Source organism: Brevundimonas sp., assembly GCF_041648115.1.
Taxonomy (GTDB): domain Bacteria; phylum Pseudomonadota; class Alphaproteobacteria; order Caulobacterales; family Caulobacteraceae; genus Brevundimonas.
The window spans coordinates 77,419-90,111 of record NZ_JBAZPR010000007.1; the positions used below are offsets into that span (position 1 = coordinate 77,419).

Genomic DNA, 12,693 nt, shown 5'->3' on the forward strand with positions numbered 1-12,693 from the left:
TCAGACGCCCAGGATCCAGCCTTCTTCCTGCTCGACCTGGGCGATCAGCTCGGGTGTGGCGTCCTTGGGCGGACCGAAGGCCTTGGCCAAATTGCCGGCCTCGTCCATCTGGGCTAGGGCCTCGGCGGTCGAACGGACCTGGGCCTGGTCCTTAAACTCGCCTTCGTTGGGCTTGGTCTCGTGCATCGAGGGCCAGACCTCGACGACCAGGGCCGACAGGGGCTCGACGTCGTCGGGCGTCAGTTCACGCCAGCCGGTGCCGAAAGGCCAGACGGCGCCGGACGGGCCGAGGCTTTCCAACAGACGGCGCACGGCCGGAATGCCGACCAGCGTCTGGCCGCCGACGGCGCCGGCGCCGTGCATCTGCCACACGCTCTTGGGCTGAAGCCGGCCCTTGCGGACGGCGTTCTCGGTGGCGCGGAACTCGGGGATGTCGGCGCCGGAGCCTGCGGGAGGCTTGGTCGTGGTCAGCCAGCGCTGCGCCTGTTTGGCCGGAGCGCCCCACAGGGGCCACGCCTCGTCGGTCATCAGCCGGTTCATCTTGGCCGCGACCTGGTAGCGGTTGTTGGTGTTGTCGGCCTTATCCACGACGTTCGACGCTATGAACTTCCACATCGCTTGCCACGGATTTCCGTCAAGCTTCAGCCGCGCGGCCGTGCCGGCGGGATAGCCGAAGTTGAAGTCCAGCCCGACCAGCACCCGGTCGCCACGTTTCCTGTGATCCGCCAGGATCGAGGCCAGCAGAGCTTCGCCCTCGGCGCGGGTCGCGACGTTGTGCGTCTCGGTATAGAGGCGGAACCGCACGTCGCGCTTGGCCACGCCGATCCACAGCGAGGTGTCGCCGAGCTTCTTGGTTTCGGCGGCGGTCCAATCGGCGACGATATAGGCGTCGAAAAGGCGGGCCAAGGCGGCCTCCTTGATAAGGCGTGTCGTTAGGAATGAGCGGGGCTTCTACCGCCCCATCGCGGCGACCGAAAGGCCCTGTCGCGTATCAGCCCTTCAGCAGAGCTTCCAGATGCGATAGCCAGCGGCGACCAAGGCGCAGCGCCTCGCCGGGCGAGCCGGTCTGGGCGGGCAGGGCGGCGTCCCACAGGGCCAGTTCGAACTCGGGATGGCGAGCGTCGGCGAACATCAGGCGCAGCACCACCTGTTCAGCGTCGGGGGCCAGAACGTCCAGAGACTTGCGCGCCTCACCCCGGCGTATGCGGGCGACGACATGACCGTCGACGATGATCTCGCCGCCCTCGACCTCGTCGAAGGCATAAACCAGGCCGTGGGCGCCGTTGGCCCACAGCACGACCACCTGTTCGATGTCGAAGTTCAGCGCGCAGGCGCGGCCTTCGCCCGGCGAAAGGGCCTCGACCTCGGGTGCGGCGCCTAGGGTCTTGAGCATGGCGCGGTGCAGGCGACGCGGCGGCTCCATCCACCACGACAGGGCCAAGGCCAGCGTCGTCAGCAGGGCTGCCGCCAAGGCGATCAGCAGAACCACCCGCAAGGCGTCGGCCATGGGCGTCAGGCCTCCTCGTCCTTGGCAAGATCGATATCGACCACCACGGGAACGTGGTCGCTGGGCTTTTCCATGTCGCGGGCGTCGCGGTGGGTTTCGATGCCCCGGAACCGGTCGGCGGCCTGAGGCGACAGCAGGGCGAAGTCGATGCGGATGCCGTGGTCGCGCTGCCAGGCGCCGGCCTGATAATCCCAGAAGCTATAGGTGCCGGCCGGTTCGCCGCCGATCTCGTGGGCGTCGGCCAGGCCCAGGTTCTTCAGCGTGCGGAAGGCCTGGCGGGTCTGGGGCTGGAACAGAGCGTCGTCGGTCCAGGCGGCCGGGTTCTTGGCGTCCTCGGCTTCGGGGATGACATTGTAGTCGCCGCAAAGGGCCAACGGCTCCTCGAACGCCATTAGCTCGCGGGCGTGGCGGTTAAGACGCTCGAACCAAGCGAGCTTGTAGTCGAACTTCTCGGTTCCGATCGGATTGCCGTTGGGCAAATAGATGGCCCCAACACGGATGGGCCGGGGCGCCTCGACCAAGGCCTCGATATAGCGGGCCTGTTCGTCCGTATCGTCGCCGGGCAGGCCGCGCCGGATGTCGGACAGCGGAAACTTCGACAGTAGGGCGACGCCGTTGTAGCTCTTCTGCCCGTGGGTCTCGACATTGTAGCCCAGGCTCTCGAAGGCTTCGCGCGGGAACTTCTCGTCCACGCATTTGATCTCCTGAAAACAGGCGACGTCGGGGGCGGCCTGCTCCAGCCACGCCAGCACGGTGGGCAGGCGGGCGTTGACGGAGTTCACGTTCCAGGTGGCGATGCGCATGACGGCGACGCTAGGCTGCGTCTCCCTTTCGGAAAAGAGGGCGCGCAAAACAAAAGGGCCGCCGGATCGCTCCGACGGCCCTTCGTTCAGTCTGAAGCGTCGCTTACGGGCGACCGCCGGCCGGCGCAGCCGCAGCGGCCGGAGCCGTCGTCAGCTTGCAGCCGCCGCCGATGGCTTGAGCGGTGGCGCACGGATAGACCTGCTGGACGGCGTTTTCGGCGTTCAGACGGGCGATGACGCCGTCGGCGCCGGCGCACTTGGCTTCATAGAAGACCCCGTTAGCGTTCTGGCCCATCAGACGGGCTTCGGTCACGTCGCAGGACGCCGCCTCGGAGCCGGCGAAAAGGGTCTTCACGAACGCGGCGTTTTCGGCCGGCGTGGTGAAGGCGCAGGTTCCGTTTTCGGCTAGAACCTGAATGCATGGGGTCTTGGACCAGGCGTTGTTCAGCTTCTTGATCCAGAAACCCGCCGTGTCGGAACAGCCGACTTCGTAGGTAATGCCGCCGTCAGAGGCGCGCCCCAAAACCTTTGCTTCGTCCACGGTGCAGGCGACGCCGGCTTGCCGGGCGTATTCGCGAAGGAACTTCTGTGTGTCCGTGTTCGCCTCGATCGTGCATTGCGGACCGACGTCGGCTTCCGGGTTGGCGGCGCGCATTTTCGCGGCCGAGTCCGCCAGAACGACGCAATCGGTCACGACCGGAGGGGTCTTGGATTCGATGATGTAGCCGGGGCCGGCGGCGCAGGCCATTTCGTAGACCGAGGTCTTCTCGGCGGTCGTTCCCAGAAGCTTGGCTTCGGTGACCTGACAACCGGTGTTGCCGAGGGTCGCCTGCTCCTGGGCGGCGGCCAGCACCTGTTCGGGCGCCGGCGCGGCGGGTTGTCGATCACGGCGTGAACGGCCAGCGCCTGCGCGGGAGGTGCCTTCGGTCGCCACCGGGCGACCGTTGTCGTCCGTTTCGCGCGTTGTCTGCGCAGCGGCGGGGACGATTGAGATTGCACTGAACAGAAGCGCCGCGAGGGCGGCGCCGAAGCGGGCTTTCATGGGTACACCTCGAACTATTGGAACGGCTGAAGGCTTTCGTGGCGATCTAATCGGGCGGGGTCAAGGCGGCGGTGGACGTCAAAGGCAAGAACGGACTAGTGTCTGCGCGTTTCGATTGGAGACTGACTTGGCCGACGGCAGCATGCGAACGACGGGGGCGAAGGACGCGCGGGGTCTGATCTATCCGTTCGACGCCGTGCCGATGCCCGGCGAGGCGATCGAGGTTGCGCGCGGGGTGTTGTGGCTACGCTTCGCCCTGCCGTTTCAACTGGATCATGTGAATGTCTATGTGATCCGCGACGGCGAGGGCTGGGTCGTGGTCGACACCGGCTTGAAGACGGGCGCGACGATTATGGCGTGGGAAACGGCGCTGGCGGGCGCCTTGGAGGGGCGGCCGGTGACGCGGCTGATCTGCACCCACATGCATCCCGACCATATCGGCCTGGCCGGCTGGCTGTGCGAACGGACGGGCGCGCCCCTGCTGATGTCGCAGATCGAATACATCACGGGCCGGATGCTGATGGCCGAGCAGGCAGGCGATGCGCCGGCCGACGGCGAGGTCTTCTATCGCGCGGCGGGCTGGGACGAGGCCCAGATCGAGCGCTGGCGCGCGGACTACGGCGGGTTCGCCAAGAGTGTCAGCCCGATGCCGCGCAGCTATCGCCGGCTGTCGGAGGGTGATGCGCTGAGCATCGACGGCGACGATTGGACCGTGGTGGTCGGGTCGGGCCACAGCCCGGAGCATGTCTGTCTGTGGCGGCGGTCGGACGATGTTTTCATCGCCGGGGATCAGATCCTGCCGCGCATATCGTCGAACGTGTCGGTTTGGTCGACGGAGCCGGAAGCCGATCCGCTGGGCGACTGGCTGGACTCTCTGGCCAAGCTGCGGGCCTTGCTGCCGGAAGGGACGTTCACCCTGCCGGCGCATGGCGAGCCCTTCTACGGCGTTCATGCTCGGCTCGACGCCTTGAAGCGTGGACACGAGGTGGCGCTGAAACGGCTTGAGCGGACGTTGCGTCAACCGTCTAGGGTCGTCGATGGCTTCCCCGCCGTCTTCGGTCGGGCGGTCAGTGACGGGGTGCTCGGCATGGCCACGGGCGAGGCCCAGGCGCACCTGAACTATCTGAAACGACGCGGCCGCGCCCAACGGACGCGGGACGAGAACGGCGTCGACTGGTGGAGCGCCGTCGAACAGGACGAGGAAACGACGTGAGCGAACATATCCGCAGCGAACTGATCGACGGCGTCCTGAGCGTCACCCTGGACCGGGCCGACAAGAAGAACGCCATCACCCAGGCCATGTATTCGGCCCTGGCCGAAGCGACCGAGCGGGCGCGGACCGACGATGCGGTGCGGGTGCTGCTGCTGCGCGCCGAGGGCGACAGCTTCTCGGCCGGCAACGACATTCAGGACTTCATCGCCCTGGGATCGCAGGGCGCGGGACCGGGGGACATGCCGGTGTTCCGCTTCCTGAAAGCGCTGGCGGATCTGGACAAGCCGGCCGTGGCGGCGGTGAAGGGGCGGGCGGTCGGGATCGGCCTGACCATGCTTTTGCACTGCGATCTGGTCGTGGTGGCGGAAGACGCGCTTCTGTCCGTGCCCTTCGTCAACCTGGCCCTGGCGCCCGAGGCGGCGTCCAGCCTGCTGCTGCCGGCCGTGATCGGTCATCAGCGGGCCTTTGAACTGTTCGCGCTGGGCGAGCCTCTGGACGGGCGCACGGCCCTGGCCTGGGGCATCGCCAATCGCGCGGTCCCGGCCGATCAGGTCGAGGCGACGGCGGCAGACCTGGCCGCAAGGGTGGCGGGCCGTGCGCCCAACTCCATCCGCAAGACCAAGCGGCTGATGCGTGACGCGGAAGGTCTGTGGGCCCTGATGCAGCGCGAGGGCGAGGCCTTCGGCTCGCAGATGAAAAGCCCCGAAGCCATGGAGGCCTTCATGGCCTTTACGCAAAAGCGTGCGCCGGACTTTTCAAAGGCAGGCTGACGGTCATCGAACCGCGCCTTGATTTGGCGCAGCTTTGCTTCTAGGTGCCCGCGCCTACTGGAGCGCCGATGTCGCACGCCCTCGCCATTTCCCCGGCCGTAAGCCGTATCGAAGCCGAGACGCCGGCCGACGCCGAAGGCGTGGAGGCGCTGGTCATGGCGGCCTTCGGACCGGGCCGGTTCGCCAAGACGGCCGAGCGCCTGCGTGAAGGCTCGCACGCCGCCGTCGGCTTCGTCGCGCGGCTGGACGGGCGGGTGATCGGCTCGGTGCGGCTTTGGCCCGTCACGGTCGGCGAAACTGCGGCCCTGTTCCTCGGTCCCATCGCGGTGGACGCCGGCCGACGCAGCGACGGTCTGGGCGCCGAATTGGTGCAGGCCTGTCTTGACCAGGCGCGGACGCTGGATGTCGGCGGGGTGCTGCTGGTCGGCGACGCCGCCTATTTCGAGCGGTTCGGCTTTGCCCATGCGCCCGAGGCGATCCTGCCGGGACCAGTGGATCGCCGCCGCGTCCTGTGGCTGGCGACGGGCGTGGATCAGGTTTCGGGTCCGGTTCGCATCGGCTGACCTTTCCCGCACGGTTCGCGGGGCTTAAGTCAGAGGGATGGATGATCCCAAGTCAGGACTGAACGCCGTCGCCGAGGCGGCGAAACAGGCGCCCGGCAAAGGGCTGCCGCCGGTTCACCTGTGGCATCCCGAGCATTGCGGCGAGATCGACATCGTCATCCGGGCAGATGGCGTCTGGATGCACGAAGGCTCGCCCATCGGGCGTAAGGAGCTGGTGCGGCTGTTCTCGACCGTGTTGCGCAAAGACCCGGACGGCTATCACCTGGTCACGCCGGTCGAGAAGCTGAAGATCCAGGTCGAGGATCTGCCGTTTCGGGCCGTGGCGATGGCGCGCGATGGCGACGACTTGGTGTTCACGACCGATGTCGGGGACGAGGTGGCGGCGAGCGAGGCCGATCCCATCGTGGTCGAGACCGATCCGACGACGGGCGAACCGGCGCCGCGCGTCCATGTGCGGCGAGACCTGTGGGCGCGAATCGCGCGCCCTGTCTTCTACGAACTGGTCGAGATGGCCGAGGAGGTCGATGGGCGGCTGGTGGTGCGTTCAGGGGGTAAGGCCTTCTCGCTGGGAACCGTGACGTGAGCCTGGAGACACTGAGAAACCGGCTGGTCGAACGGCTGGCGCCGGTCGAGACTTGGCGGCCGGAGCTGGTCGCGGCGCGATCGGACTTCGACCTGAACCCCCAGGCGACACGGACGGCCAAGGAGCTTCGGCCGGCGGCGGTGCTGATCCCCATCGTGGCCCGGCCCGAGGGGGCGACGGTTCTGCTGACGCGGCGGGCCGACACCCTGGCGCGACACACAGGCCAGATCGCCTTTCCGGGCGGGCGGCTGGACCCCGGCGAAAACGCGGTCCAGGCGGCCCTGCGTGAGGCGGACGAGGAGGTGGCGCTGAACCCGGCTGCAGTCGAGGTGCTGGGCCTGTCCGACGCCTATGAGACCGGCACGGGCTTTCTGGTGACGCCGGTGATCGGCTGGTTGCGCGAGGCGCCGGTCACGACGCCCTCGCCGGACGAGGTGGCTGAGGTCTTCGAGACGCCTTGGGACTTTCTGATGGACGCCGCTAACCACAGGCGCGACTTCTACGACATGGATGAGGGACTGCGGCGCTGGTTCTGGGCCATGCCCTGGGGCGAGCGTTATATCTGGGGCGTGACGGCGGGAATCCTGAAGGCTTTGCACGTCCGGCTTTATGGCGATGAGGCCGCGCCCGAAGCAGCGGCGGACGAGGACGCAGCATGAGCGTCTCGATGGCGGGGCAGCCATGGCTGGCAAGCCAAGCGACGCGGGCGGTTATCGCGGCGCTGGAGGCGGCGGGCGGTCCGGGCTGCGCGCGGTTCGTCGGCGGCTGCGTGCGCAACAGCCTGCTGGGCCAGTCGGTCGACGACATCGACATCGCCACGCGGTTGCGGCCGCAAGAGACTATTGCGGCGCTGAAGGCGGCGGGGCTGAAGGCCGTGCCGACCGGGGTGGAGCACGGCACGGTGACCGGGGTGTCGGAGCGGCGGCCTTATGAGATCACGACCCTGCGCCGCGACGTCGAGACGGACGGACGCCGCGCGGTCGTCGCCTTCACCGAGGACTGGGCCGAGGATGCGGCGCGGCGGGATTTCCGGCTGAACGCCCTCTATGCCGATGCGGCCGGGACGGTGTTCGACCCGACCGGCGGCGGGCTGGACGACGCGGCGGCGGGGCGGATCGTCTTCGTCGGCGAGGCGGAGACGCGCATCCGCGAAGACTATCTGCGTATCCTGCGCTTCTTCCGGTTCTACGCCTGGTACGGGCGGGGCGCGCCTGACGCGGTCGGGCTGGCGGCCTGTGCGGCGTTGAAGGCGGGCATGGCGCAGTTGTCGGCCGAACGGGTGTCCAAGGAGCTGCTGAAACTGCTGGCGGCGCGCGATCCGCGTGCGGCGGTGCGGGCGATGGCCGAAACGGGCGTGCTGGCCCAGGTGCTGCCGCAGGTGCAGCCGCTGCCGCTGTTTGAGGCGATGTGCGGTCTGACCGACGATCCGGTGATGCGGCTGTCGGCTTTGCTGCCCGCCGATGCGGCGGCAGTTGTTGGGATCGCAAGCACTCTACGCCTGTCGAACGCGGTGCGGGACCGGCTGTCGGCGGCGGTTGGGGACGGGCAGGCTGTGTCGCCGCGCATGAGCGACGCCGAGGCCCGGGCGGCGATCTATCGGCTGGGACGCAGGGCGTTCGAGGATCGGCTGATGCGCGCCGAGGCGGCAGGCGAGGGCGACGGGGCGCGGCTGCGTTCGCTGGCCGCCGAGTGGACGCCGCCGAAGATGCCGGTCGGCGGCCGCGATCTGGCGCGGCTGGGCCTCGCCGCAGGGCCTGAGACGGGCCGGCTGATCAAGGCGTTCGAGGACGGCTGGGTCGCTGACGACTTTCCGGCCGACGGGCATGAGGCGCGGCTGAAGGCGCTTATCGCGGCGGATGGGCGCGTGTGAACTCTGTAATGACTGGGCGGTGGTCGGACCCCGTCGGCTGGCCCAGGTGTCGCGTGATCAGGGCCAGATCCGGCGAGCGATAGACCTGATCGATGGTGATGCCGGCGAAGGCCGGGGCCTGACTGGGCCAGGTCGCGGGCCAGCCGGGCGCGGGGATCAGGCCCATGTCCGCCTGGATCTGACGACCGATGCGGGCGGTCGAGACGCTGTTGAAATCGCCGGCGGCGATGACCGGGTGATCCGGCGCGGCCTTGCGACGCTCGGTCAGGGCCATGACCTGGCTGATCTGCCCCCACTGATACTGATAGGGCCAGGGCCGGGTCAGGTGGACGCCGAAGACGTTGATCGGGCCGATGGGCGTCTGGACGACCGCGCCAACGGCGCTGAGGCCGTCGTTGCGGTCGGGCAGTCGTTGCAGGATCGGATAGCGCGAGGCGATGATTGAGCGCGCATGATCGCCCGGCCGAGCTTGGCCGATTAGGGCGCGGTGAGGATAGTCCGGCAGCAGCGTCTCCAACTGCGACGCCGGCGCCTGGCCCATTTCGACCAGCACCAGAATGTCGGCGTCGGCGGCGGAAATGGACCGGCGCATCGCCTCTACATCCGTGTTGAACACCCACAGATTGGCGGAATAGACCCGCACGATGGGCTGGTCGGGCACGGCCGCGCCCTTCTTCGGCGTCCACTGGGGCCAGACGGCGATGGCCAGCACCAGACAGGCCAATCCTCCGATGATCGAGGCCGGCCACAGTCGCAGAATCAGACAGACCAGGGTCACGCCGACGGCCGCAAGCAGCATTGGCGACGTGAACTGGGCCAGGATGTCGACCCAGCGATGTCCGATCCCGCTGAGGGCCGCCACGCCGAACGCCGCCAGCCCCAGCAGAAGGGCGCTTGCCGTCGCATTCGCCGCCAGCTTGATCAGGGTCATCGAAGACGTATCTCTCGGATTGAACGGGAAGCGTCGCGCCGCGTTAAGGCGACGCTTTGGAGGGCGACATGGCCAGACGGTCGATCCGGGATATCGAGAACATCTGGTCCAATGTCGAGGGCGTAAAGAAGCTGTCCGACCGTGTGATCGGCATCGGGCCGTTCGGCCTTGGGCTGGACGCCATGCTGACCTGGGTGCCGGTGGTCGGCACGGTCTATACGGTCGGAACCGGGGGCTGGCTGATGCTTCAGGCCGTGCGGGCCAGGGCGACGCCGGCGACCCTGGCGCGGATGGGGGCCTATATGGCCATCGATACGGCGACCGGCACGGTGCCCATTGCGGGCGACATCGTGGATACCTTTTTTCCCGGCCAGCTGATGGCGGCGCGGGCGCTGCAGAAGCACATCGAAAGCACCCATTGGGTCGAGGACACCGAGGCCAATGCGCGGACCAGCGGCGATCACGAGATGCACGAGGCGCGGGTTGAGAACGACAAGACGCTGAAGCGGATCGTCTATCTGCACGACTGAAATAGGATGGCTGGGCAGGCCCAGCCATCCTATTCGCCGAGACGAAATCACATGAAATCAAAAGCCTGATAGACGGCATCGACCGTCTTCCGGCCTGAGGTAGGGCCGCGCCCAGACTGATCTCCGACGACAACGGAGAGAAGAATGAGCGACGATTTCAGCGCGCGTCTGGCCCTGCCTTATCTGGCGGCGGGGCAGATGCAGAAACATGTGACCCTGAACACCGCCCTGACCCGGCTGGACGCTCTGTTGCAGACGGCGGTGGTCAGCCGGACGACAGCGGTTCAGCCGGGCGATGCGTCCGACGGCGACCTCTATATCCTGCCGGACGATGCGGAGGGCACGGCCTGGGCCGGGCGAGCAGTCGGAACCCTGATGCGGTTCGAGGCGGACGGCTGGACCATCGTGCCGACCCCCGACGGCGTGATCGCCGTCGTGCTGGACGAAGGCGTCGCGGTGGTGCGGGCCGACGCAGGCTGGGTCGCGCTGGGCGAACGGCTGGGCGAGGTGCAGGGGCTGGCGCTGCTGGGCCTGGGCACGACCGCCGATGCGGACACCCCCCTGGCGGCCAAGATCAACGCCGCCCTGTTCACCGCGCGTGGTGTGGACGAGGGCGGCGACGGCGACCTCCGTCTGACGCTGAACAAGCAGGCGGCGGGCGATGTCCTGTCGTTGCTGTTCCAGAGCGGATACGCCGCCCGAGCGGAGTTGGGCCTGATCGGCGATGACGATCTGGGCCTCAAGGCCTGCGACGACGCCGGGACGTGGCGGCCTGTGTTCCGCGTGGACCGCACGACGGGCCGCATCGCCTTTGATCAAGGCGCGGTCAGGCGCGAGACGGTCCTGCTCACCAACGACGGTGAGTACGCTCCGCCACCCTGGGCGCGATGGATCGAAGTCGCCTGCGTCGGCGGCGGAGGAGGCGGAGGCGCAGGACTGTCGGGACCGGAGGGAACCGCACGTTTCGGCGGTGGCGGGGGCGGCGCGGGCGGTCTGACGCATGGCCGTTGGTCCATCGAAGACCTGGACGACGCGCTGGCGATCACTGTCGGGACGGGCGGCGCAGGCGGCGCCGCGGGCGGCGAGAGCCGGATCGCGTCGGGCGGGACCGTCCTGTTGCGCGCGTCGGGCGGGGCCGGTGGAGCCACGGGAACGTCCAGCGAGGGTCTGGGCGGCGCCGGCGGACATGGCCTGCGCGCCGCCAATCCCGGCGGCGGTTCGTCGATCACGATGGCGGGGGCGACGGGCGGCGAAACCGCCTGTGCCGATGGGCCGGGCGGGGGAGGCGGGGGCGGCGGACTGAGCGCGGCCAATGTCTCGCGATCCGGGGGACCGGGCGGCGCCGGCGGCTGGTCGGGCCTTCGCGCGGCCGGGGGCGTCGCTGGCGCTGCGGGTCAGGCCTCTACGAGGCCGTCTCTGTCGATGGTCGGCGGAGGCGGCGGGGGCGGAAACGCTTCGGCGAGCGGCGCCGGAAGTCCCGGCGGCGCAGGCGCGACCTTTGGCGCAGGCGGAGGTGGAGGAGGCGCTGGCCTGACCGTCGCCGGCCAGGGCGGTTCAGGCGCTGCGGGCGTCGTTCGCATCACGGCCGTCGGATGAGCCGGCGGCGACATCCGGCCGAGCCGGTCGAAGTGCTGGAGGCCGAGGCGTGGGAAGCGCCCGACAGCCTCAGCGACGGGGAATGGCGCGCCCATTCCGGCTGGGACGGGCGCTGCGCCGTCGAAACCTATGACGAGGAGGACGAACGATGACCCGACGTGTGCAGGGGCCGATCCCCTTGGCTGAAGGACGCTGGCTGTTTCGGCGGCTCTATGCCTTCGCCGTCAGCGCGGGGCTGTGGGTGCTGCTGATGCGCACCGTCGGGCGAATGCCGCCCGAGATGCTGCCCAAAATGACGGATGGGCTGATGGGGCTGCTGGCCCTGATCCTGGTGCTGTATCTGGTGGCGCCCACCGCCCAGCAACTGGTCGCCCTGATCGCCAACGCCCGTCTGAAGATCACGGGAGGCCAGCCATGAGCTTTCGGCTGTCCAGCCGGTCGCGCACGCGGCTTGAGGGCGTGCATCCGGCGCTGACGGCGGTGGTCGAGGCGGCCATCGCCCGCACGCCCGTGGACTTCATGATCACCGAGGGGGTGCGCACGGCGGTGCGCCAGGCGGCGCTGGTCAAGGCCGGGGCCAGCCGCACGATGCGCTCGCGCCACCTGACCGGCCATGCCGTCGATGTCGCCGCATTGGTTGACGGGCAGGTGCGGTGGGACTGGCCCTTGTATGGCCGGATCGCCGAGGCGTTCAAGGCGGCGGCGCTTGACCTGAAGACGCCTCTGATCTGGGGTGGCGACTGGAAGACGCTGCGCGACGGCCCGCATTTCGAGCTGGATCGAAAGGCCTTTCCATGAGCGTCGGGTCGATCTTGCGCGCGCTGACGCCGCTGGGCTGGCTGGCGACGGGCGCAGTGGTGCTGACGCTGGGGTTCGCCCTGTTGGGCGGCCTCGGCTTTCGCTGGGATCCGCTGAATCTTCAGCAGAAGCGTCTGGAGACCGCCCGGACCCAGGCGCGTGACGCCGGCACCATCGCGACCGCGGAAGCCAACGCCCGGCGGCTCGAAACCGAAGGCGCGGCGGCTCAGGCCCGGCGCGTCGATCACTATCAACACAGGACGACGGCGGCCGAGCGTGCGACCGCAACCGCCGTCGCACAGGCCAGGAGCGCCGATGACGCCAACAATCCTTTGGAAGACCGCCGCGCTGATCGCCTGCGCGGCCATGACGACGAGCTGTGCCGGCTCGCCCCCGATCTCGACGGTTGCGCCGGCGCGGCTGGTGCTGCCGGAGGCGGCGAAGCGGTCTTGCGCTCTGGCGATTCTGCCGGCTGAGCCTACGGCAG

Annotated in this window: 17 protein-coding genes; 12 read left to right on the forward strand and 5 right to left on the reverse strand. The window is 68.7% G+C overall.

The window, feature by feature from the left end; translation table 11 throughout:
• The 4 genes from WC597_RS07920 to WC597_RS07935 all read right to left on the reverse strand — a co-directional run bounded on the left by WC597_RS07920 (position 1) and on the right by WC597_RS07935 (position 3,352).
• Complete coding sequence (locus WC597_RS07920; protein ID WP_372692814.1) at positions 1-906, reverse strand: cobalamin biosynthesis protein CbiG; 906 nt, start codon at positions 904-906, stop codon at positions 1-3.
• An 85-nt stretch (positions 907-991) separates the two neighbouring features.
• Entirely contained in the window at positions 992-1,507 is a 516-nt protein-coding gene (locus WC597_RS07925; RefSeq protein WP_372692815.1) for a hypothetical protein, read from the reverse strand.
• Between the two features lie 5 nt (positions 1,508-1,512).
• Positions 1,513-2,310, reverse strand: coding sequence for an exodeoxyribonuclease III (gene xth, locus WC597_RS07930; protein WP_372692816.1), 798 nt, complete (start codon positions 2,308-2,310; stop codon positions 1,513-1,515).
• Between the two features lie 103 nt (positions 2,311-2,413).
• Entirely contained in the window at positions 2,414-3,352 is a 939-nt protein-coding gene (locus WC597_RS07935; protein ID WP_372692817.1) for a hypothetical protein, read from the reverse strand.
• Between the two features lie 127 nt (positions 3,353-3,479).
• Between WC597_RS07935 and WC597_RS07940 the strand changes: the two genes are divergently transcribed.
• From WC597_RS07940 to WC597_RS07965, 6 genes are all read left to right on the forward strand, one after another.
• On the forward strand, positions 3,480-4,565 hold the full coding sequence (locus tag WC597_RS07940) for an MBL fold metallo-hydrolase (RefSeq protein ID WP_372692818.1): 1,086 nt from the start codon (positions 3,480-3,482) through the stop codon (positions 4,563-4,565).
• Positions 4,562-5,335: an enoyl-CoA hydratase gene (locus tag WC597_RS07945; RefSeq protein ID WP_372692819.1), complete on the forward strand. Its 774-nt coding sequence runs from the start codon at positions 4,562-4,564 to the stop codon at positions 5,333-5,335. Before WC597_RS07940 ends, WC597_RS07945 begins: the two co-directional genes overlap by 4 nt.
• Positions 5,336-5,403: 68 nt before the next feature.
• Complete coding sequence (locus WC597_RS07950; protein WP_372692820.1) at positions 5,404-5,898, forward strand: GNAT family N-acetyltransferase; 495 nt, start codon at positions 5,404-5,406, stop codon at positions 5,896-5,898.
• A gap of 37 nt (positions 5,899-5,935) precedes the next feature.
• Positions 5,936-6,481 (forward strand): DUF1285 domain-containing protein, encoded by a 546-nt coding sequence (locus WC597_RS07955; RefSeq protein ID WP_372692821.1) that lies wholly within the window; start codon positions 5,936-5,938, stop codon positions 6,479-6,481.
• Positions 6,478-7,140 (forward strand): CoA pyrophosphatase, encoded by a 663-nt coding sequence (locus tag WC597_RS07960; RefSeq protein ID WP_372692822.1) that lies wholly within the window; start codon positions 6,478-6,480, stop codon positions 7,138-7,140. The genes WC597_RS07955 and WC597_RS07960 overlap by 4 nt, the downstream gene beginning before the upstream one ends.
• Entirely contained in the window at positions 7,137-8,351 is a 1,215-nt protein-coding gene (locus WC597_RS07965; protein ID WP_372692823.1) for a CCA tRNA nucleotidyltransferase, read from the forward strand. Before WC597_RS07960 ends, WC597_RS07965 begins: the two co-directional genes overlap by 4 nt.
• Here WC597_RS07965 and WC597_RS07970 read toward each other — a convergent pair.
• Entirely contained in the window at positions 8,326-9,282 is a 957-nt protein-coding gene (locus WC597_RS07970; RefSeq protein ID WP_372692824.1) for an endonuclease/exonuclease/phosphatase family protein, read from the reverse strand. The two genes, WC597_RS07965 and WC597_RS07970, sit on opposite strands and share 26 nt — an antisense overlap.
• Positions 9,283-9,350: 68 nt before the next feature.
• Between WC597_RS07970 and WC597_RS07975 the strand changes: the two genes are divergently transcribed.
• The 6 genes from WC597_RS07975 to WC597_RS08000 all read left to right on the forward strand — a co-directional run bounded on the left by WC597_RS07975 (position 9,351) and on the right by WC597_RS08000 (position 12,682).
• Positions 9,351-9,812, forward strand: a complete 462-nt coding sequence (locus WC597_RS07975; RefSeq protein ID WP_372692825.1) for a DUF4112 domain-containing protein — start codon at positions 9,351-9,353, stop codon at positions 9,810-9,812.
• A 144-nt stretch (positions 9,813-9,956) separates the two neighbouring features.
• Positions 9,957-11,408, forward strand: coding sequence for a DUF2793 domain-containing protein (locus tag WC597_RS07980; RefSeq protein ID WP_372692826.1), 1,452 nt, complete (start codon positions 9,957-9,959; stop codon positions 11,406-11,408).
• The gene (locus tag WC597_RS07985; protein ID WP_372692827.1) at positions 11,405-11,560 is read left to right on the forward strand and encodes a hypothetical protein; all 156 of its coding nucleotides are present in this window, start codon (positions 11,405-11,407) and stop codon (positions 11,558-11,560) included. Before WC597_RS07980 ends, WC597_RS07985 begins: the two co-directional genes overlap by 4 nt.
• Positions 11,557-11,826, forward strand: coding sequence for a hypothetical protein (locus tag WC597_RS07990; RefSeq protein ID WP_372692828.1), 270 nt, complete (start codon positions 11,557-11,559; stop codon positions 11,824-11,826). The genes WC597_RS07985 and WC597_RS07990 overlap by 4 nt, the downstream gene beginning before the upstream one ends.
• Positions 11,823-12,206, forward strand: a complete 384-nt coding sequence (locus WC597_RS07995) for a M15 family metallopeptidase (RefSeq protein WP_372692829.1) — start codon at positions 11,823-11,825, stop codon at positions 12,204-12,206. The genes WC597_RS07990 and WC597_RS07995 overlap by 4 nt, the downstream gene beginning before the upstream one ends.
• Positions 12,203-12,682 carry a hypothetical protein gene (locus tag WC597_RS08000; protein WP_372692830.1) on the forward strand — a complete coding sequence of 160 codons (480 nt, stop codon included), beginning with the start codon at positions 12,203-12,205 and terminating at the stop codon, positions 12,680-12,682. The genes WC597_RS07995 and WC597_RS08000 overlap by 4 nt, the downstream gene beginning before the upstream one ends.
• The last annotated feature ends 11 nt before the right edge of the window (positions 12,683-12,693 follow it).